This window comes from Pseudomonas syringae group sp. J309-1, assembly GCF_032582135.1.
Lineage (GTDB): Bacteria > Pseudomonadota > Gammaproteobacteria > Pseudomonadales > Pseudomonadaceae > Aquipseudomonas > Aquipseudomonas quasicaspiana.
In genome coordinates this window covers 133,914-154,418 of the sequence record NZ_JAWHNU010000001.1, presented here as the reverse complement: position 1 = coordinate 154,418, position 20,505 = coordinate 133,914, and the positions used below count along the sequence as shown (strand labels likewise).

Below are 20,505 nucleotides of genomic sequence, written 5' to 3'. Positions count from 1 at the left end.
CGGAGAGCCTCGCGGCTAAAGCCGCTCCTACGGGTGTTCACGGTTGGTTTGCCCACCAACAAAAAGCCCGCACAAGGCGGGCTCTCTGAACAGCTCTGACTACAACGAGTAAAACTTACTTCTCGTTACTGGCCTCAAGCTTTTTCTGTTGCTTCGGATGCCCTTCGGCCAAGGCCGTGCGGACTTCCTGAACCAGTTTCGCAGACACCGCAGGCGCCTGGTTGGACCAGCCCTGGCGCAGGAAGGTGGCCAGTTCGGCAACTTCTGCGTCGTTCATGCGCTCGGCAAAGCCTGGCATCGGCAGGATCGACGGGCCTCTCGCGGTGGATGGCGTTTTTGCGCCAGCGAGAATCACGTGAACCAGCGCGGTCGGGTTTTCGGCGTTGATGATCGAAGCACCGTCAAGACGCGGGAAGATCCGTGAAGCGCCTTCACCTTTGACAAAGTGGCAGGCGCCACAGTTATCCAGGTACAGACGTTCGCCCAGTGTCAGGTCTTTGGCTGCGGTCAGTTTGCTGGCCGTTGCTGCACTACGTTCAGCGTTGTGCTGATAAACAGTTTCGCCATTCTTGCCAGCTTCACCGGACAACGACTTCAAATAAGCCGCCATCGCATGCAGGTCTTCATCGGTCATGTGCGACGTGCTGTTGGCTACAACGTCAGTCATTTCACCAGCAACCGACGCTTTGGCGTTACGGCCAGAACCGAGGTAGTCGACGATTTCGTCTTGCGACCAGTGAGCAACGCCACGGATCGAAGGCACCGCCCAGTCGTTAAGCAGAGCGCCCGTCAGGTAGTCGCTGCTTTTCTCGTCGAGGCCTTTTTCCTGCATGGTCAGCGCACGCGGTGTGTGGCAAGAACCGCAGTGGCCCAGGCCCTGTACCAGATACGCGCCACGAACGAGCTGTGGATCGGTGCCCGCAACAGATGTAACAGTGGACTCAGGTGTCGGCGAGAAGAACGTGCGCCAGTAAGCCAGCGGCCAGCGAATCGACAGTGGCCACGGAATATCGTTGGCCTGATTGGCTTGCTTGACTGGCTCAACGCCTTTCATGAAGTACGCATACAACGCTTGCGTGTCTTCATCCGAGACCTTGGCATACGACGGGAACGGCATCGCCGGGTACAGCGCGCTGCCATCGTGACCCACACCGCGACGTACCGCGCGCTCGAAGTCGCCATAGGTCCAGCTACCGATACCGGTGTCTTTATCCGGCGTGATGTTGGTGGCGTAGATCGTACCGATTGGCGACTCGATACCACGACCGCCCGCGAAGGTTTTGCCATCGTGAGCGGTGTGGCACGCCACGCAATCGCCAGCGCGTGCCAGGTAAGCGCCTTTGCTGATGAGTTCAGGTGTCACTTCCTGAGTCATCTGCGCAGATGCGTCACCCGATTTGTTGAGGAACACACTGACCAGCCAGGCTAGCAGGGCAAGCACTACACAAACTGCCAGAAGTACCAGCAGCGGGGAGCGGGATCTGGATTTCATGTTCTCGCTCCTCACACCTGAACCAGTGGGCCAGGGTTTTTGATGTAGCGGTCTTTGATGGCCTGAGCCGAGAACAGGGTCAATGCGCCGATCAAAGCCGTCGGGTTGGCCTGGAAGTTCTGCGGGAAGGCGTTGCCGCCCGGTACGAAGACGTTATGCACGTCCCAGCTCTGCAGATAGCGATTGAGTGCCGTGGTTTTCGGATCGTCGCCCATGACCGCGCCGCCCACGTTGTGGGTGGATACGTACTTGGTGATATCCCAATGAGAGTCCATCGCCAGGAAGCTTTCGCTGTAGCTGTCCGGACCCAGTTCCTTGGTGATATCCAGCACGATTTTGCGCAAGTGCTGCTGCAGTTTCAGCTCGTTCTGTTTCCAGTCGAAGGTGATACGCAGCAGTGGCAAGCCCCATGGATCCTTGTACGTCGGGTCCAGGTCCACGTAGTGACCACGGTAAGACTGGCAACTGGTGGTGATGCTCACTTTCATCGAGTGGCCATACCAATCCTGCATGCCTTCTTTCCAGCCCTGGCCCCAATCCGGCGTGCCGCTTGGCAGCGCTGTACCGATAGGTGCACCGGTGGCTTGAGAACTGTGAATCTTCGCGCCGCCAATGAAGCCCAGTGCTGCGCCGTCGTAGTTGCCCGGCGAAACGTCGTTGAACATCTGCCCGGTAGCACCGGCGGTGGCGAACGGGTTGAACTCCTTGTCCTTGAAGAACAGCGTGGAACCGCCGTTGCTCAGGAACGCGTAGTTACGGCCAACAGTACCGGTTTCGGTGATCGGATCGTAAGGCTTGCCGATACCGGACAACAGCATCAGGCGCACATTGACGAACTGGAAGCCCGCCAACACAACGATGCCAGCAGGCTGGAATACCAGGTTGCCGTCGGCGTCGGCGTAGGTCACGCCTTTGGCGGTCTTGCCGTCCGGGTGCAGCTCAACTTTGAGTACGTTGGCGTTAACCCGGTACGAGAAGTTTTCCATGCGCTTGAGCGAATCCAGCACCGCGGTTTGCGGCGAGGCTTTCGAGTAGTTCAGGCACGGGTACTTGCTGCAATAACCGCAGTAGTTACACGGCGCGATCTGATTGCCGTACGGGTTGGTCCACGCCTGAGAGACGTTTGCCGACGGGTTCGGAAACGGGTGATAGCCCATCTTGCGCGCCACGTCTGCAAACATCTTGCAGTTCAGGGTGTCTTCAAGGGGCGGCAGCGGGAAGGCACTGGAGCGCGGCCCTTCGAACGGGTCACCGCCTTCGATGATGCGACCTTGCAGGTTGCCGGTATTGCCCGACAGGCCACAGATCTTGTCGAACTTGTCCAGGAACGGTTCGATTTCATCCCATGTGAACGGGTAATCGCCGATGCGCATGTCTTCTTGCAGGATGCCCGGCTTGTAAGCCTGGTCTGCATAGGTCTTGAGCTTGATGTCGGTCGGGGTCGGACGAATCAATACGCCGGTCCAGTGCAGGCCCGAGCCCCCCACGCCAGTACCTGGCTCGAAAGCGCCCCATTTACGGGTAGGCAGAGCAACGTCGTTGGCGGTGTGGCGAACAGTCATGGCCGCCGCTTTTGGCGTGGCCATGATCTTGTTGCGGATGCCGTAGGCGTATTGATCCGCTGGTTTTGGATAGGCGAAGTCGGTGTTGTTGCGATCTTCACCGCGCTCCAGAGCGCGTACTTTCAAACCTGCCTGAGCCAGTTCAATGCTCATCAACGAGCCAGCCCAGCCGAGGCCGACGACGACTACGTCGACTTCGTCGTTAGTAATATTTGCCATGAGAAATCTATCCTGGAAATGCTTGGCGAAGGGAGATCAACCGCGCTGGCCGCTGATGCTGACCGGGCCGAGGGGGTACTTGACGTTGTGCTGTGTCACCCACTCCACGTAACTGGCGCGGGCTCCGGGGAAACCGATGGCGATCCAGGCTTTCATGCCCTTGTTGCCGCCATAGATCGGGTCCGAGAGGTAACCCTGCTTGGTGTGGTTCAACAGTTCGCCAAAGAACTGCTTGGACTTGAGCACGTCCTCGCCAAACGCTTTGAAGCTCACTTCGCCTTTCTGCAACTGCTTCAAGACGTCTTCTTGCTTGGCTGCATCCAGAGACGCGAAGTTCTTCTGGTGCTTCTCCTGACAAAAGGCGTCAACGCTCTTGATGCCTTTTTGATAAATCTCTTGCGGACGGTACGGAATCTGATAACCCATTTCCGCCGGGGCATCGAGTTTGAAAGGACCTTCCAGATAGATCTCGCTGCCCAGATCGCTGGCCAGTTGCTGATCGATAAACACCGGGACGTTGGTTTCCAGCGCGCCAGGCCCACGGCCACCGGCCGGGATCAGGCGGTCACAGGCCGCCATGATGAAAGCCCATTCAGCCGCGCTGAAAAAAGTCGGGCGATATTCTTCAAGTTTTGGCGCAACCATCTCCGCTGCTTCCGCAGCGCTCAGGCCTTTAATGGCGACGCCTATCGCAGGTAGTGCAATCAAGGAAGAAAGCAGAAACTTCCTTCGTGACGTTGGTTTATTCAACAACATGGTGAGGCCCCTATGAATGCTCACAAGAAAACCCCGGACGGTGCTATCGGAAATCGAAAGCCTCGACCTGCTGTGCAACCCCTTTAGCCAACGTAAATAGCGCGCAGCCGGATGCGCCTTCGATTGAAGGACATTGACGGCGACGTTTTCAGGTTCCGGATCGTTTCAACGAAACGCGATGGTTGGTGGTTCTTTCCAACCTGCGATGGTTAACGTAAAAGGCATACGTTACCAGTCAACGTACAACTCGCGATCATCTCAAGCGCTAGCGCGCAATCTGGAACAGGGCTGGCAGACCTCAAGGGTTGCTCTAATTGTGATCGTTTGCGTAGGTGCGACTGCATGAACAACATTCATCCAGCACAGCATTGAGGCGCGATACTCAAGTATCGTCTGCTCATCACGGGTAGCAGGATGCTATCAGGTTTGAAAAAGATGCGACAAATTATTTCCGATTTTTGTCAAGGTGTTGCGGTGTCGCATCCGGGACGCTTTCGGTATTTCCATGCCGCATATCGGCCAGATTGGCGACGATGGGGATCATCCTGATGATTTTCAGGCCGCGTCGCGTTATTTTCTGTGGGAGCAGAGCTTGCTCGCGATGAACGATGGCTCGGTCCAAGGCTGCACACCGAGTCACCTGCATCGCGAGCAAGCTCTGCTCCCACAGCGTCTTGCGTTTGCTGCGAGACCCTGGTCAGTTCTTACTGCTGCATTGGCAGTAACGCCGCAATAGCATCAATTTCAATCTGCATCCCGTCCAGCGCAAGGCGCGGCACCGGAATCAATGTGCACACGGGCTTCATCGATGTTCCCCACGCTCGATCAGCTTCTTCAACCCAAATGCGCAGCTTTTCCTGGTCGTGATCGACAATCAGCAGCGTCAGTTTGAATACTTCATTCAGGCCGACGCCTTTGGATTGCAGCGCAATGGCGAGATTGGCGAGCGCCTGTCTGGCCTGCTCGGCAAACACTGAAGACAGTTGACCCTGCTGGTCTTCACCACCTTGCCCGGCGATGTACAGAAGCTGCGCCTGCGGCTGCAATTGGGCTACGTGGGAATAACCATTCGGACTCGGATCGTACAGGCCTGGTGGATTGGATAACTGGAAAGCAGGGGCGATATCGAGCTTGGACATAGGCTGACTCCTGATGAAAGAGTCGGCAGTTTCAGACCTCTAGTTAGGTTGAGGTCAAGCGGGTGTGAGAGTCGCCCTTTCTTACCGCTCTGAACTAGAGATTGATCAGCCGCTTAATCCCGTACATCAAGATCAGAAAAAGCAGGATTTTCGCGACATCAATCAAAGCCCGGAACGTAATCGGCCACCATTCATGAGGCTCGATTGCATCCTGATAAGCATATGAGTCGGTCGAGGCTCCGGTTTTCTGGAATTCATGTTCTCTTGCACGGCCCCAATACATGAACGCGAAGATAAGCCCGATAACGCCCAGCCCACCGAGTTGCTCATCAGGCGCGACCTCAATTGGCGGTCCCCAGAGATAACATGCACCCGCTATCACCCAGATCAGCATTCCCAGCCAGGTCAGGGTTTTGCGTGCTCGCACAGATGCCTTGAGGTTCGTGCGCACACTGAACGGGCAAAATTTTCCGTCGCGCTGAAGCCGGTCTTCAAGCGACACAATGTAGCCCGACACAAAGGCCAGAAAACCAATGAAAACTAATACAAAGGCCATCGGGGTTTGCTGCCTCAGCTGATTGAACGAAAGGTTGCGTTCACAGAATGTCCGCAGGTCGGGCATTTACTTGAGTAATTTGCGGTTATTGAGCGGGTGGGATCAAGCCCGCGTTGCCGGGGCCTCATCAAACAAAATTTAACCATCTGATGAAATACTTTTCGACTGTAGGAGCCTGTTGCCACGCGACAACGCAGCGTCGAAGACGGGACGGCCCCTCTTGCACGGAAAGATGAGGCTGGTCTGTGTGATCGTCCCGTAAGTGTTGAGCAGCAGCTTCATTTTTTACTTAAACAAATCAGCAATTTCTGAATCCATGGCTTCGAAAGCCTCAGCATTAAACCTCATATCGGGCAGCATTCCGCGTCGCTTAGAGGTTGTAGGCATCAGTTTAGTGACTGGAGATTCAGTCTTGGCAATGATGATTGTTTCACCATCCGCAGCCGCAACGACAGGCTGGGTCAGGTGTTTCTTGTCTCCATGGACGTTGTGAGTTTTCACGGTGGTGCTCCTGTAAGCCATCAAGCGTCAGTGCTGATTCTAGACCAGCATCATGTGGGTTCAGATCCAGGCTTATCAATGAAGCGATTTCACTCAGTCTCAACATCGATTTAACAGCGGTTGCGCCAAGCAAACCCCGCACCTATCATTCGCCCCGTCGCTGCACATCAGCGACCGGATTTGGCGATCCGGCTCATACCTTTTCAACAGCTTCAGTTGCTGGTTGTCTTCACTTCGTGCGGGCGACATTTATGGCGGCTGTGCGCGGGAGACCTTCGGGTCTGCCGGGTGGGTATGACCGGTTCGCCAACCTGCGCACAGTTGCCACCTGATTTCGTTTGGCGACGAGACAGGTGGCGCGTTTAGCCATTACCCTCTGGATTCCTTAATGACCCAACATACTCCGCTGAATCAATTTCCCAATACCGTCCTCTTCATAAATCCCGAAGCCCCAATGGCCGACCTGCACCTCTGCGCCACACAACGCTTGCGCGCAGTCAAAAATCTGATGAGCTGCTTGGCTAGCACCACGACCAAAGACTCCGATGAGAACCAGTTGGCTCACGTCGCTGAGGCCGCTTTTCTGTTGCTGCAAGACAGCTGTGATGTGCTGGAGTTGATGGAAGTCCGGCTGGATAAACTGAGCGCCTGATAGAGCGCGCATGCTTGTCTGCGATTCAGGTTCCCCGGGCATCAGGTATAGCGGGTAATCATTGATCGCGGGCAAGCACAGCTCTCATAAAGGTATATCTTTCAGATAGTTAGATCGTGTTGAGCTCGGACGCCCTCGTCGCCGTTGATTTTGATCTACGCCTTACCGCCCAGCGGTGCGCATTTTTGCATCAATAGTATGACAAACTAACCACCATCTATAATCGAATCAGGGGGCTCGTCATGGGAACCGTACGCAAAACCATCACTGTCACTGACCAGCAAGATACCTGGATCAAATCGCAGATTGAGGCAGGCCGCTACACGAATGACAGCGAATATATCCGCGATTTGATTCGGCGCGAGCAGGAGCGCAGTGCTCAGATCGAGGGAATCCGCCTTGCACTTATTGAAGGCGAATCGAGCGGCGAAGCTCGTCCATTCAGTGCTGATGAATTCAAGCAGAGAATGTTGAGAGCGCATGACTGAATATCGTCTTACGCCTGCTGCTGAGCGTGACCTGGAAGGGATCTGGACCCACACGTTTCAAGAATGGGACGTGGCGCAGGCTAATCGTTACATCGACATCATCACGACAGCTCTCGCGGAGCTGGCGCAGTCACCTAAAATCGCACCGGCTTGCGATTTTATTCGGCCGGGCTATCGCCGCCGCACCGTAGAGCGACACGTAATCTACTTCCGAATCTCGGCGTACGGGATTGCGATCATTCGTATTTTGCATGACCGAATGGATGCACCGCGTTATGTGTGATCAGTTTGCGTCAAACGTCTTGGGCAACTTGCTTCACTGAAAAAGCACTTCCGCCTAAGACGTACTGCTGCCCGGCTGGACCTGCATGGATACGGTATGTATCAGCACGCAGGATGAGGCAGTGTTGAGATTGGCGAACGCCAAAAACAAGAAAGCCCGCAACCCGCCGCGGTGCTGAGAGTTATCTATCAATACTTTGGGTTGTAGCGTTCGCCGTTATAGATCAGTACGTATTCGTTCGAGGTAGGCTTTTCTTCTTTAGTGCAGCCATTACCCGTATCCGTTTTTTCGGTAGCGATTACTTTTTCCGCCACCTCCAGATCGGCATACCCGTGATTGCTGTTGTTGCCAATACTTAGAGTAAGGTGCGCCTCTGAAAAACTGCCCGCGCAGCTGTCGGGATTTTGTTCGGCGGACGCTATGTCTTTTTCCAATTCAAGGATTTTTCGCATCCTTTTTCCTTCATCGGTATACAGATAAAGTAGTGTTAAGGAGCGGGTGAGAGGCTCAATCGCCATATCATGTTTTAAAATGACTTCAAAAGTATGAGCGCCCGGGGTGAGCTGATAGCTGGCCGTATCAAGACTAAGTCCGGAAAACTTGAACAGAGAAATATCGATAGCATTGCTCTCGTAAACATGGCTCTCTATCATCCCTTTTTTAGCGCTAATGATCTCAAGGCCATAGGTGACCCAATCTTCAGGCTCGTCTTCTACCTTAACTCTTTCTTCTTCAAGAACCAGAACTGCCAGTGTCTGGTCGGGATCATCATTGGCCGTTTTACACGCGGAACGCTGCTTGTCAAAGGCTAGCGTCGGATGCAATTTTTTAGCCCAGCCCGACAGGTATGTTTCGCAGTTCGGAGAGGCAGCAGAGGCCAGGAATGGGAAAAACAACAAGCTCAGTGCTAAAAGGCAGCGCATCGGGTATCCCTACCAGTGAAAAACGAATGGGGGTGCGGTCATGAATTGCATTTTCGGCAGCGGTACAATAGTAATTTCGCTTGAAGAAATCAAATGTCTCGAGCTTTTTGAATGTGTTGTCAGGCGGACTATTGGGTGAGGCGTGCCACTCCGCAAAATTGGTTTGACAAAGTTATCTGCCCAGCGGTTGTCTGGTAGCTGGGTGTTCATGTTTTTTATTATCTTTTAAAGCAAGGTCACTCACGGTGGTGTGGTGTGCTTGAAGTATTTAAGTTTCATAATTTTCTCAAAGCACAGGTGTTATATCTGATGCGGCTTGATCTGGCTGCTACGCTTCAGGCTTTCAAAAAGCGTCGATTCAATCGAAAATCAGGTTTTGCTTCGCCCATTTTCTGGCGGACACAGTGTGGAAGAAATTTGATCACTATTGATCTAGGTATGCGGCCTTGAAAACATCACAAAAACGAATAATTTATCATTGTAGCTGGCAGTCTATGGGCCGCCTCCGAGTGGTGGGAAAGAGCGCTAGCCAAAAGATCAGGAACCCCGCTAATCAGCCCCGGCGGGTGCTATCGACTGGAAGTTTTCAAGCCCTTTTGGGTGCTGCCTGACATCCTCCACCCACAACCGGACCTTAACGGAGTTAGATCATAGAAATGGTTTTCTTGGTGGGGCAGCCCCGGTTTTTACAAACTGTACGATCATCGAAACGGTCAATTGATTTCAGAGACCGAGATTTATGATCGTGAATCCGGGGCATGGGGAATGGACTGGGGGGAAGGCTCGGGTTTCGTGTATTCAGGGCTGATCCCTATAGGCCCGAACGTTCCTGATTGCATGCGTGATCGACCCACCCATGAGAAACCGAAATGAAACCAACGTCACGTCGCTGGGCTCTTTTTCTCACTTATCTGTCCATTGCAGGCGGTCTCTGGACTGCATCGGAGTGGTGGGAAAAAGGGTTAGCCAAAAAGTTGGGCCACGCTCACATTAGCCCCAATGGGTGCTATAGAGTTGAAACCTTTGCGCCATTCTGGGTGCTACCCATGATGCTTCATAGAAAACCTGATCCAAATAACGATATACCACCCAAAATGTTGCCATCGTGGAGCCACCCAGGTTTTTATCGTTTGTATGACAACCGCAGTGGAGAGTTAATCGGAGAAAGTCACATCTATGACTTGGAATCTGCAAGTGGGACTCTATACTGGGGAGATAAAACCATACCGAAAGTCATTGCCGGATTTATTTATATCGGCCCGAACCTTGACGGCTGCATCGGTGATCAACTTGAAAGATCGATACCGAAAAAATGATCCCCCTCCCTGCGAACAAGCGCTTTTCAGCACTCATTGTGCGTATTACAGGCGCACCTCTCCTGCATTCAGTAATCGCTTTCGCACCCCCACAGATTGGAAAGAACAAACAGCGGGGTCTGCTGTGCAGCGTTTTTCAGCTACACTCGGGAGCGTACTTCCGTATCACCAAGCTGGCGGTTGATCACTCGAAACGTATGCTCAACCTTGGCGCGCAGTTGAGCATCCGGCAACTCGATTTTGCGGTATATCTGCTTCCAGTTTGACGCCTATTCCAACGTTGCAAAAATAAGAATGTGTCATCGTAATCCTGATTTGAAACACTCGTCTGGAGAGCATGGAAAACTCTTGTAACTCCGTGCTGTAAGTTTTAGGTTCTAAATGTATCATTGTCCCTGTAGTAATTGATCTCTTCGACAATCCATTTGCTGTCTTTTCCACTGTGTGGATTGTTGCTGGCTATATAATTCAGCGAGCTCACCGACATCCAACCTCTCAGCTCTAATCCTCTGACTGCCAAAGGCATCTCCATGTCTTCTTCATCCAGATATATTTCGTCATCGTCCAGGTTTTGGATGTAGTCGCATGGGATGTAGTAAAAGTCTGTATTTTCTGGATTGCTCTTCCAGGTAGCTATTTTTGCATAAATCCACTCCCCCGAATCTAACAGGGAAAGGTTCTTAAATAATTCGTGTATTGATCTGTAGCTATTCATCACATCTCCAAAGGTTTATCTGCAAGTAAAACCGCCGCCCCAGGTTTTTCTTCCTCTGTGTCCTTTGGCATAATAATCCAAATGTCTTGAGTTATGGTCTGGTCCGTCAACGAGTTGTAATAGCCTGCCAGTCTGTTCGTAGTGATACCCAGTTGTTCATAACCATGGCGAATGCCAAGGCAGTGGAATTTGCCTTGGTTCAACCGGTGTACCGCCAGTCATATTCCAAAGCCGTCATGCACCAGAACCTTCATGCGATAGGCTCCGGGCGTTGTCGCCCTCACGTACCAGATCGTCTACGGTCATCGGGTGTAGCTCTCGAATCGTCTGCTCGTCAGCGCCGCGCCGGGAGCCATGATCTCCTCAATGTAATCCATCGCCTTTTCAATATTGGCAACCTCGCGCAGTTGGTCCGTGTCCTGAGCCTTGCCTTCTACCTTGCTATCTATGTAGCCCGCCAAAGTAGTGTGATTGCCCTCTATGCGGGCAGAACCAAGGCTTTCCAGTGCATGGTAAAGCGATTTGATTTGATAGAACACCTGCGGCGGCGTATCGCCTTCAAGCCTTGGGCGGCGCAGATGTTCCAGATCGCTCAATACATCGACAAGGTCCGAGTCAAAGGACGGATTGAGAAGACCAAGGTCTTGATGGGTAAACGTGGGCATATAGAAAATATCTCGAACCGGCAGAAAGGTTATCTTGAAAAAGATACCGGAGATCAGCGTATTTAAAGGGTATGCGCTCAGCATGCTCTAAAAATTATCTTGAATTCAGTCTTGAGCTAACTCAAAAGTGAGTAATGCTCAGGTGTCAGAAAGGAGGGCGGAGGGAAGGTATCTGGGTGATAAAAAGGAGCAATCCCAGAAACAAGAAAGCCCGCACTAGGCGGGCTTCTTGTTGCTTCATGAGCATCGATGATGTCATGAAGCAGGTACTTGGTGGTACACAGTCATTTGAACTGAATATGCAAGTTAATGTATTTATTGGGTTTATTGATTGTTGTTTGGGTTAGGCATACATGCAGGCATACAAGCCAGGTCTCTCTGGCTTCTCCTTTAGGTGGAACCGCTAAAAAAGCCATCACCAGACAGTCACCTATTTGGGCTGGTTTTTCCCTCTGTGTCCCTTCATGCCAAGAGAGTTCGGGGTAGTGAATGGTGTGAAGGTCGACATCTCCTTCATTTTGGCTTGGAAAGCGCGACGCTCGCTCTCCTGTTTGAAAATCACAATTTCCGAAGCCGGTAACGTTTCATCTTCCAGCAAGTGTTTTCGGACGTGCCAAAGTATGTCTCTGGCATTTGGTGCAGTGGCGGAATGGGTTAGGGTTTTGGTGAGCAGACGGAGGATATCCGTTGGAAGCCATAGATAGGCTTCAAATGTAAGCTTGTTAAGATTTCTCTGGTCGTCAGGAAAGCTCATCCATTCCGCCAGCAGAGAAGCGATTGCTTCCGATTTAACTCGGATCTGTTCAGATTTCTTCCACTCCTCCAGTTTCACCGCATACTCATGACCGATAGATTGCTTGATTCTCTCCGCGAACCACGTTCTGAGCAGCCAGAGAACGATACCCATGCCTGCTATGCCACCGGCGCTTCCGAGTAGTGCCGCCGATATCAAATCCAGATCCATTTTTTACTCCATCGGGTTGAGCGAGTCTTTGAATGGCGCTTACCTCCACTACCTGCAGAGGCTGCAAAGTCTTTTAGCAGATCGCCGACACTTGCATGCTGCTCAGCGAATAGTCCTGCGGCTTCTGAAGTCCGAAAATCGCTGGGGACCCTGGTGATGTTCAAAGGGTACGGGGTCGGAAACCCGCGACATCTTGCTAGCGACAGACATCCCACCTTACTGAAATTTCAACGTTAAAATTGAAAGGATCCTGACGAAAAAGTGGCATCGTTACCTTGATGGTAAAGATGCCCCTTTGTGTTGCTGATAACACACGCATGGCGCTCGTCAACCAGGTCAACTCCGTCAACCTGTCAACTAACTTAAAAAATCCAGCCGCTAACACGAACGCGCGGGTTTCCTACCCCGTGCCGATAGGCATCTTGCAGGGTCCCTAGGAAGCCGCCGAGACGGTACTCTTTTCGCTGGCTGCTGCCATCGCCAATGGGGTGTGGGGCTCGAAAAGCGTGTTACAGGTGTTATTGGTGTTACGAATTTTTTAAATGTATGATTTTATTGATTTTTAATCCTGTTACACACGGGTGTATCTTCTCTTGGCTCGGGTGTTACGAGTCGAGAAAGGTGTTACATCCCCATGCATGCCTCGGAAGGAGAACAGATCGCAAGCAGCTGAATTGCCGCTGTTTGTGGCGAGTGCGAAGAGTCCTTTAGCTGATCCCTTTGGAATGCCGAGAAAACTCGGCAGCTAGGTCTGGCCCTCGAGAGTAACTGATTACAAGGAAGCTGCTTTAAGCATACGAATCAACGAGTTACAAGATCTCTTGTTACGTGGTGATTCACGCAGGCCGCGTACCGCTGGTGGCGTGACAGCCTTGTTACGTGCTGCTGGGGGGGGGTTATGAAGATTCACATCCTTGGCGTAAAATGTGCCGCACATGCACGGCACATCAGTATGCGTAAGCTCAGGGAGTTATCATGGCTGCACCTACCAACCTACCTGCGTCACTGGATGCCTCGGGCTTGCCCCAAGGACTGCCGGATCAGACCTATGCGACGTGGTGGGCCGCCCTGAGCCGTGTGCGTAATAGCTCGACCTTCGCCGAAGGCGAAAAGAACTATGAGTTTTGCAGTGGATTCGTGCAGGCTCTCCATGACACTCAGGGTGTCGATGAGCGTATCTGCCGTTTCCTTAGGACTCAGCTTCGGGAGTTGTGGGCGGCTGTACACGGCGATTTCAGACTGGGCCTATAAAAAGGCAACCTGAATTCAAATGCTCGAAGTGAGCAGGCGACGATTCGAATAACAGGACATTCGTTAAATAACCCGCTACAGAAAAGCTCACCTAGGTGGGCTTTTTAGCGCCTGCTGGAAACCAGACCCCGGCTCTCTGATCTACCATTTACCATGCTCATGGTCTGAGCACCACGTATCTCCAGGAGGTCAGCGTGTCGTTACCCATAACCGCCCGGCAACTCAACGCCTTGCGCGCACTGCAACGCACCGCCCCAGAGCTGGGCGACTTGGCCATGTCGATCGCCCTGGCGTTTGATGCGTCTAACATCGAAAACCCGCAGCTGGCCCGCTTGATTCTCGAGAAGACCTGCCGACGTATCGTGGCGGGCCAGCCCCGTAGCCGGGACGCCATGATCCAGCACCTGGAGACCTTCGGAAACTTGAACTGCCTATCGCCCGAGCAGGTCAGTGAATTTACCGACCGGATCAGGAAGCTGGCTTAATCATCTCGCAAGGTATCCAGTAGGAAGCCCTGAGCGTCATGCTCTAGGGCGGCCCTGTAGGCGAAATGCGCCGACTGTGTTCACGACCGTCTGCTTTTGGCCGATTGTGTTGAAAAAGTCGTTTTTCTCAACCCGCCAGAAGACTGATGGGTGGAAACGTCTTTTTTACGCGCCGCTACGTAAAATCCAAGTCCAAATACCTCAGCAACAATTCCAGATTTCGATCTCAGACGTGTACTTTTCGTCCATGTAAAGTGACGTCGACTTTTTCAACAGAATTGGCCGATTGCGGTCGCTCAGCGCCTGAGTTCGAAGCGTAGATGTAGGGCTCCCTTAACTAATCGCTCGAAGATGTGGCTACCGATCTCAAATTTCGACCTGAAAGCACGGATCCCCGCCGACTCGGCAAAACGACCCAACGCCGTCAGGCTGGCCCAGGTGCGCAGCGCCTCACGGCGCGAGCGCACCGGCAGCAAACGGCTACCGGCGCCGCCCAGGCGAATCGCCAGGCCCCATTTATCGTCCTGCCGGCTGATCAGCACTTCGCGCACCACGCCGGCCTCGATCATGGCGCGCAGCGTCTCTCCTTTTAGGTCTTTGGCAGTCAATGGAGGTTGCTCCTGGGACAACGGTGGGATCTGGCTTTACAGGCGTTGCAGCTCATGCCAGGGGGCAGGCTGTATTCACGGGCGACGCAGTCAGGCAGGTGTTCAAACGGTTCGTGAACCCGGCCAATGGCCTGGGCGGTGATGCACTGCGCGCAGATCACAAAATCGCCCATCAGGCTCCAGAGTCCGGACCAGCCGATGTGTCGTTCGTTGAGCACGGCGCTCGCATCGAGCGCGACGGAGCGTGCAAAGACAGTGTCTTCGGTCATGCCACACCTCCATATATTGAGCAGGATCGGGCACGACCTCACACCACCCGATCACCCCATCGGTAGGCCAGCCCCACACCCACTGGTGACCACTGGGCGCAAAAAAGCCCACCGGGGTGGGCTTTGCTGTGGGGGTCTATTTAACGAATGTCCCGTTATGGGTAGTGCGGCACCGTATGCCCGTAACCGTCCGGGCAAGTCATCTAGCGTAGCTGGCTCTATTGTTTTACGAGATTGCGCAACGATGAAGCTCAGCCCTCGATATCGATCAGGGACTGCCGGGCATCATCACCCAGTCAGACCTGATCAAAGCACTTTATCGTGCTATCAACAATTGAAACGCTTGAGATTCCTTTCAAGCGTTGCTGGATAACTTGAACTTGCCGACTACGCTGCGAAGTTCATTAGCGAGCAGTGAAAGCTCGTCAGCCGTAACGGCGTTGTCCTCTACGCCTTCCATGACGATTAAGCTGCTGTTTCGAATGCCGATAACGTTGCGATTGATATCCTCTGAGACCGAATGCTGCTGCACCGCCGCACTTGCGATCTGAGTGTTCATGCCCACAATTCCGTCTACTGCTTCATTGATCTGGTTCAGGCTGCCAGACGCTTGGCTCGCTGCCTGAATGCATTCCCTAGCACGGGTTTGCCCAGCCTTCATCTGTTGAACAGCGGCATCAGTAGCGCCTTGCAACTGTTGGATGATCCGTCGAATTTCTTCTGTGGAGTTTTGTGTGCGCGAGGCCAGAGTCCGCACTTCGTCAGCCACGACCGCGAAACCACGGCCTTGCTCGCCAGCTCGCGCCGCCTCGATGGCCGCGTTAAGGGCCAGCAGGTTAGTCTGATCCGCGATGGTACTGATGACCTCGATGACACCACCGATTTCTTTGCTGTGTGTCGCTAACGCTTCGACTTTGCTTGCACTGAGCTCCACTTCGTTGGCCAACGCCTCAATAGCGGCACTTGTTTCAATCATAACTTTCAAGCCGTCGTTAGACGCACTGCTTGCAGATTCAGCGGCACGTGCTGCGCCCTCGGTATTCTGGGCCACGTCGGCAACGCTCGCGGTCATTTCGTTGATGGCAGTAGCAACCTGCTCGGTTTCAGCCTGTTGTGAGTTCATTGAGACTTTGGCTTGGCCTATGGAGATCTCTAGTCGCTTTGCCGCATCGGAGACTGAATGCGAGCTACGCTCCACTTGGCTCAGTGAGCCCGAGAAGGCCGTTACCATGCGGTTAAGTCCCTCGCCTACATCACCGATTTCATCGTGGCTGTTGATTCGAACGCGCGCGCTCAGATCGCCTTGAGCAATACGTGCCGTCACAGCTAGGAGCTCATCAACCCCAATGCGCAGAGCCTTGTAGATGCCGACGAACGCATAGAGCAGCAGTATTGCAATGGCGATAAATAGCTCAGTGCCGAAAGTACGCTCATTACTCAGTGTATTCAGACGCTCATCAATTCGAATTCGCAGCGATTCCTGCATCTGATCCTGGGCTTTGTAAAACTGAGCAACGACGGCGTTTCCACGCTCGCCCAAGGTGTTGGCATTCACGGTTGAGCGCTTGCTCGGATCAAGGTAGTCCGCCAGGTCTCTACGCAGGTTTTCCAGGTCCGTAAAGGCTGTTGTTACAGACGGCTCTACTACACCAGATAATTTCGGATCTTCTCGGCGAAGCAGGGAAAGGCTTTGCTGCAACTCTTGACGTATTAGCAGCTCCTGTTTCAACAAAGTCTGGGCAAAAATACGAGTGGTGTCGTCCAGAGGACGGTCAGTGCTAAAACCGCTGGCGAGGCCGCGAATCTGTCCGACTAGATTTATTTGCCGAGGTAGACGTATAGAGCTTAGATCGATGAGGTACAACGAACCCGCTTCTTCGTCCAAAATCATGCCGGAAGTGGCCGTAATGTAGTAAACGAAATTCATTAGATCGGTCAGCTGGTCGTTCCACGCGGCAAATATCACCAAAGGTGCTTCGCCTGCTTTGGCGCGTTCAACCAGTTGCAAGCTAGCGGTACGCAGCTTCTGAACTCTGTCTGTCGTTTCCAGTAGGGCGCTAGATTTTGCGTCCTGCGCAGCAAGAGTCGCATAGGCGTCGTTGAGCTTTTCAGCGTTGCGTGCTGCATTGCCTACTGCGTTGGTGTCACCGCTGAGCATGCCGTGTGTCAGCGCCCTTTGAATCATGGTTAGACGCAGGATAGGGGTGACGTCCAACAAGTATTGTTGACCCACCTGTTCATGCTTGATGCCCGTGATGCTCGTGTTCAGTGAAAGCATCACCCGGGTGCCTAGCAGGAGCAGAGGAATCAGGACAATAAATCCCAAAATTACGAATTTCATGGGGAATCGAACACGGTTGGTAACGAACAGGGCAGGTGCTAATAAATTCATCTGGTTCTCGATCACTCAAGGTCTGTGAGTGCTTTCTTAGGCGTTAATAAGTGCCCATCTCTCATTTATGGTTATGAGGTAATGAAAGCATTCCAAGAGATCTTCCTCAAAAGCCGCTTACCCTCCTTTGTTACAGGATCGAATTGCCGCGCTTCTCTTGGTACGAAAACTATCGGCTGAACCGGGCGAAGCTGTAGGGAGGAATGCATGGATAGCCCGCTCACCGAGATTGTTCAGGAGTTACAGCTAATCGGTGACGAAGTGATTTTCGAGAAAAAACGCCTGAATGCCTTCGCTCAGACTGACCTAGCAGTTCAGCTACGCGAGCGCGGCTGTGAGGGCGTCGTTGTTACAGGCATGAAAACTCAATACTGTGTAGACAGCGCTTGCCGGGCTGCCCGCGATTGCGGCTTTGATGCTGTGCTCATCGCCAACGGACATACTTGCTCTGATACTCCAGCACTCAAAGCAGAGGCCATCATTGCCCACCATAATGCAACATTATCCGGGCCATTCTGCCGAGTCGTCCAGGCTGAGGAATGGAGTTTCTAGTCAAGTCCCATGATCGACTCGGTACAGGGTCGATCAGTCCTTGGTGCTTTCCATGCTACAGCCCTCTGGTGACCGTTAGCTGATCCACATGAATGACCGCTTTGGGTCGATTCCTGCCTGTCTCGATAGAACGAAATCGAACCAAAAGCGGACCTTTTTAAGGTGAAATTTTGATTCCTCATCGTCTTTCTCATTGCTGCCCTTCAATCAGGATTCATATCGGTTGTAGCGCATAAATTGGAAGCTCCCAGGAAGTAAAACATTCCACCTGCAAAAATGAAGAGCGCGAGCATGTAGAAGATGTAGTGGGGAGGCTGCGTCGCCAATACGATTCCGCAAAGCACCGGCCCCAGCGCCGCGCCGAGGTTGGACAGGTTTTGTGCTCCGTAATACATGCCGCGCAGTTTGTCCGGAGCGATTTTGTCGATAAACATGTACTCGGCGGGGAATACGATGATCTCGCCGACCGTAAAAATGGCTATGGAAATGACCCAGAGCAGGATAGAGGTTGACAGGGCAAAACCCGCCAACCCCAACAGGAACATACTCAGTCCCGCGACCAGCCACAGATTCAGATGCCTATGAGATATCTTCCTGCCTATGGAGTATTGCAAACTGATGACCATCAGCGCATTGGTCGCCACAACTGTACTGATAACCTGGTAGGTGGATTCTGGTGTAGTGGTGACCACCAGGTACTGGGAGAGATAAGCGGTGAACTGGCCAAAAACCACCGCACTGAGCAGCCCACCAAGGGTGAAACACACCAACCGATAATCCTGGAGTAACAGTTTGCCCACAGCCAGAAACGGTACTGGTTTCTGAGCTGAATCGGTGGCGTTCAGGTCTCTATTGCCCCAAACGAAATAGATGAAGAAGAATCCTGATCCAAGCCCGGCTGATAACAGGAATGGCAAGCTCATATCCAGTTTGGCCATGCCAGCGCCAAGAAACGGGCCGACGGCATACCCGATGTTGGTCAATGTATATTTGATCGAGAAAACTTCGCTGCGATGAGTGACGGGAAGCAGGCTGCCAAACCCTGATTTAACCGCGATATCAATGACCGCATAAGCCAGGTTGATCAGTACCAGGCAGCTGTAGAACAGCCAAAGTTCGCGAGCCAGAAAAGTCCCGAGAAACCCCAGCGTGAACACGCCACTGAAGGCCAGGATCAGCCGGTAACTGGACATCTTGTCGACCAGAAAACCACCGTAAAGACTCAATATTGACCCAATGATCAGTGTGCTGCCTATAACCAGGCCGATATCGGCGACGCTTAAGCTGAAACTGCCGGAAAGGTAAATGACCAGATAGGGCAGCGTGATTGCTCGCGCCAAGGTCAATATCAGGGAGGCCGATAGCAGCAAATTTATTGTCTTCGGATAGTTTTTTAGCGTGGTTAGCATCCTTGCCTCATCGTTCTGCAGGTTGTTTTGATCGTGTTTGTCAGTCGCAAAGTGTTGATTGATGCGAGAATCAAGCTTACTGCTGAATTGTTTTCTCATTTATGATGTTTTTTATTTGATCGACAGAACTCAATTCATGAATGCGGGGCGTCCATGTTTTCCTCTGAACGTTTAAAGGGCATTGATGTATTCGTCTGCGTCGCCGACGCCGGGAGCTTCAAAGGCGCTTCCGAGCGGATGAGTGTGACGGCTTCGGCAATTAGTAAAGGGATAGCTCGATTAGAAAGCAGGCTTGGAACTCGGTTGTTCCACCGAACAACTCGAAGCTTGTCACTGACGGATGCGGGGATTGCGTTCTATCGCACATGTATAGGTGTGCTAGCTGAGCTCGAAGAGGCTGAGCTGTCCCTACTTGCCGAAAACACTGAGCCTCGTGGCAGGATTCGCATTGACCTTCCAGGTGCATTCGGCCGCCTGCATGCACTTCCGGTCATTCTGCGATTTGCCCAGGAACATGCGCTGCTGCTGCCGCACATTTCGTTTTCCGACCGTTTCATCGACCCTATCAAGGAAGGTGTCGATATCGTCCTACGTATCGGTGGTTCAGACGTTTGGCCCGCCACATTGGGGCACCGCTACCTGGGCAGTGAGTGGCATATCTTCTGTGCATCTCCCGCATATTTGAGTAAGCACGGCACACCCGTGACCGATCGCGATTTGGAACATCATCAATGCATCGCTTACGGCTGGGCGGATGGAACAGTCAGCCCTTGGAGTTTTTCGGGAAAGCATCCGGGCGAAATTGAACGCAGAGCTATAGGCGCTAAGTTCGTTGTGGGAGATGGCGAAGGTCTGTTAATCGCGGTGTCGGAGGGATGTGGGATAGCGCAGTTACCGTCATGGTTGATCAAACGTCAGCTTGAAGAGGGGTCATTGGTTGAAGTGCTTCCCCAGTTGGCAACCGATGGTCAGGCTATCAATCTGATTTGGCTAAAGAGCCGTCAGGCGCTTCCCAAGGTCAGTGCATTATTGGAGGCACTTGCCGCTAGTTTGGCGCCTTCTGCTAGCAAAACTCAATGACCGCTTATGGCAGATTGTGTTGAAAAAGTCGGTTTTCCCAAAACACTCGAAATTTGATGGATGAAAACCCCTCTGTTACCCGCCGCTACGTGAAATCCGAGTACTGAACCTTCTGCCAAAAATTCAGATTTCAATCTCAGGCGCGTACTTTTATAGCGTGGAATTCGAAGCCGACTTTTTCAACAGAATCGGCCTGGAGCGGCCTGTCAAAAATTTAGGGCAGGGCCC

General features: G+C 52.7%; 19 protein-coding genes and 6 pseudogenes. 9 read left to right on the top strand and 16 right to left on the bottom strand.

The features are described 5' to 3' along the window. Positions 1-115: 115 nt before the first annotated feature. From RX972_RS00755 to RX972_RS00730, 6 genes are all read right to left on the bottom strand, one after another. A complete protein-coding gene (locus tag RX972_RS00755) occupies positions 116-1,492 on the bottom strand; it encodes a cytochrome c (RefSeq protein WP_316872168.1) in 1,377 nt (458 codons plus the stop codon). Between the two features lie 11 nt (positions 1,493-1,503). After that, positions 1,504-3,273, bottom strand: a complete 1,770-nt coding sequence (locus tag RX972_RS00750; protein WP_316872167.1) for a GMC family oxidoreductase — start codon at positions 3,271-3,273, stop codon at positions 1,504-1,506. 36 nt (positions 3,274-3,309) lie between these two features. Further along, positions 3,310-4,029: a gluconate 2-dehydrogenase subunit 3 family protein gene (locus tag RX972_RS00745; protein WP_122705571.1), complete on the bottom strand. Its 720-nt coding sequence runs from the start codon at positions 4,027-4,029 to the stop codon at positions 3,310-3,312. Positions 4,030-4,733: 704 nt separating this feature from the next. Continuing rightward, positions 4,734-5,168 carry a RidA family protein gene (locus RX972_RS00740; RefSeq protein WP_316872166.1) on the bottom strand — a complete coding sequence of 145 codons (435 nt, stop codon included), beginning with the start codon at positions 5,166-5,168 and terminating at the stop codon, positions 4,734-4,736. Between the two features lie 94 nt (positions 5,169-5,262). Continuing rightward, a complete protein-coding gene (locus tag RX972_RS00735) occupies positions 5,263-5,724 on the bottom strand; it encodes a hypothetical protein (protein ID WP_122705576.1) in 462 nt (153 codons plus the stop codon). Between the two features lie 285 nt (positions 5,725-6,009). Next, the gene (locus RX972_RS00730; RefSeq protein WP_095100015.1) at positions 6,010-6,225 is read right to left on the bottom strand and encodes a type II toxin-antitoxin system prevent-host-death family antitoxin; all 216 of its coding nucleotides are present in this window, start codon (positions 6,223-6,225) and stop codon (positions 6,010-6,012) included. A gap of 388 nt (positions 6,226-6,613) precedes the next feature. Here RX972_RS00730 and RX972_RS00725 point away from each other — a divergent pair, with 388 nt between their 5' ends. The 3 genes from RX972_RS00725 (at position 6,614) to RX972_RS00715 (ending at position 7,648) form a co-directional block, all read left to right on the top strand. Further along, positions 6,614-6,877 carry a hypothetical protein gene (locus RX972_RS00725; protein ID WP_027901254.1) on the top strand — a complete coding sequence of 88 codons (264 nt, stop codon included), beginning with the start codon at positions 6,614-6,616 and terminating at the stop codon, positions 6,875-6,877. Between the two features lie 242 nt (positions 6,878-7,119). Continuing rightward, on the top strand, positions 7,120-7,365 hold the full coding sequence (locus RX972_RS00720) for a type II toxin-antitoxin system ParD family antitoxin (protein ID WP_027901253.1): 246 nt from the start codon (positions 7,120-7,122) through the stop codon (positions 7,363-7,365). After that, the gene (locus RX972_RS00715) at positions 7,358-7,648 is read left to right on the top strand and encodes a type II toxin-antitoxin system RelE/ParE family toxin (protein WP_027901252.1); all 291 of its coding nucleotides are present in this window, start codon (positions 7,358-7,360) and stop codon (positions 7,646-7,648) included. Before RX972_RS00720 ends, RX972_RS00715 begins: the two co-directional genes overlap by 8 nt. Positions 7,649-7,836: 188 nt before the next feature. Here RX972_RS00715 and RX972_RS00710 read toward each other — a convergent pair whose 3' ends face one another. Next, the gene (locus RX972_RS00710) at positions 7,837-8,571 is read right to left on the bottom strand and encodes a hypothetical protein (RefSeq protein WP_316872165.1); all 735 of its coding nucleotides are present in this window, start codon (positions 8,569-8,571) and stop codon (positions 7,837-7,839) included. A gap of 474 nt (positions 8,572-9,045) precedes the next feature. Between RX972_RS00710 and RX972_RS00705 the strand changes: the two are divergent. Continuing rightward, positions 9,046-9,444, top strand: a pseudogene (locus RX972_RS00705) (hypothetical protein). After that, entirely contained in the window at positions 9,441-9,887 is a 447-nt protein-coding gene (locus tag RX972_RS00700; protein ID WP_027901250.1) for a hypothetical protein, read from the top strand. The pseudogene RX972_RS00705 and the gene RX972_RS00700 overlap by 4 nt, the downstream one beginning before the upstream one ends. 45 nt (positions 9,888-9,932) lie before the next feature. On the opposite strand, the pseudogene RX972_RS00695 reads toward RX972_RS00700, so the two are convergent. The 4 genes and pseudogenes from RX972_RS00695 to RX972_RS00680 all read right to left on the bottom strand — a co-directional run. Continuing rightward, a pseudogene (locus tag RX972_RS00695) lies at positions 9,933-10,132 on the bottom strand (IS5/IS1182 family transposase); the annotation flags it as partial. 125 nt (positions 10,133-10,257) lie between these two features. After that, entirely contained in the window at positions 10,258-10,602 is a 345-nt protein-coding gene (locus RX972_RS00690; RefSeq protein WP_316872164.1) for a hypothetical protein, read from the bottom strand. A 254-nt stretch (positions 10,603-10,856) separates the two neighbouring features. Then, a pseudogene (locus RX972_RS00685) lies at positions 10,857-11,267 on the bottom strand (Fic family protein); the annotation flags it as partial. A 430-nt stretch (positions 11,268-11,697) separates the two neighbouring features. Beyond that, positions 11,698-12,231, bottom strand: a complete 534-nt coding sequence (locus tag RX972_RS00680) for a hypothetical protein (protein ID WP_316872163.1) — start codon at positions 12,229-12,231, stop codon at positions 11,698-11,700. A 975-nt stretch (positions 12,232-13,206) separates the two neighbouring features. Here RX972_RS00680 and RX972_RS00675 point away from each other — a divergent pair. Both RX972_RS00675 and RX972_RS00670 read left to right on the top strand, forming a co-directional pair. After that, entirely contained in the window at positions 13,207-13,482 is a 276-nt protein-coding gene (locus RX972_RS00675; protein WP_122705582.1) for a hypothetical protein, read from the top strand. 194 nt (positions 13,483-13,676) lie between these two features. After that, positions 13,677-13,967 carry a hypothetical protein gene (locus RX972_RS00670; RefSeq protein WP_122705584.1) on the top strand — a complete coding sequence of 97 codons (291 nt, stop codon included), beginning with the start codon at positions 13,677-13,679 and terminating at the stop codon, positions 13,965-13,967. Between the two features lie 377 nt (positions 13,968-14,344). On the opposite strand, the pseudogene RX972_RS00665 reads toward RX972_RS00670, so the two are convergent. The 4 genes and pseudogenes from RX972_RS00665 to RX972_RS29340 all read right to left on the bottom strand — a co-directional run. After that, a pseudogene (locus RX972_RS00665) lies at positions 14,345-14,536 on the bottom strand (hypothetical protein); the annotation flags it as partial. A gap of 35 nt (positions 14,537-14,571) precedes the next feature. Then, the gene (locus RX972_RS00660; protein WP_122705586.1) at positions 14,572-14,844 is read right to left on the bottom strand and encodes a hypothetical protein; all 273 of its coding nucleotides are present in this window, start codon (positions 14,842-14,844) and stop codon (positions 14,572-14,574) included. A 355-nt stretch (positions 14,845-15,199) separates the two neighbouring features. Continuing rightward, the gene (locus RX972_RS29345; RefSeq protein WP_370445645.1) at positions 15,200-15,916 is read right to left on the bottom strand and encodes a methyl-accepting chemotaxis protein; all 717 of its coding nucleotides are present in this window, start codon (positions 15,914-15,916) and stop codon (positions 15,200-15,202) included. A 159-nt stretch (positions 15,917-16,075) separates the two neighbouring features. Next, positions 16,076-16,330, bottom strand: a pseudogene (locus tag RX972_RS29340) (HAMP domain-containing protein); the annotation flags it as partial. 1,119 nt (positions 16,331-17,449) lie between these two features. Here RX972_RS29340 and RX972_RS00650 point away from each other — a divergent pair. After that, positions 17,450-17,788 (top strand): annotated as a pseudogene (locus RX972_RS00650) (isochorismatase family protein); the annotation flags it as partial. 203 nt (positions 17,789-17,991) lie between these two features. Here RX972_RS00650 and RX972_RS00645 read toward each other — a convergent pair. Next, entirely contained in the window at positions 17,992-19,197 is a 1,206-nt protein-coding gene (locus RX972_RS00645; protein WP_122705707.1) for an MFS transporter, read from the bottom strand. 153 nt (positions 19,198-19,350) lie between these two features. Here RX972_RS00645 and RX972_RS00640 point away from each other — a divergent pair, with 153 nt between their 5' ends. After that, positions 19,351-20,277 carry a LysR family transcriptional regulator gene (locus RX972_RS00640; RefSeq protein ID WP_316872161.1) on the top strand — a complete coding sequence of 309 codons (927 nt, stop codon included), beginning with the start codon at positions 19,351-19,353 and terminating at the stop codon, positions 20,275-20,277. Positions 20,278-20,505: the final 228 nt, after the last annotated feature.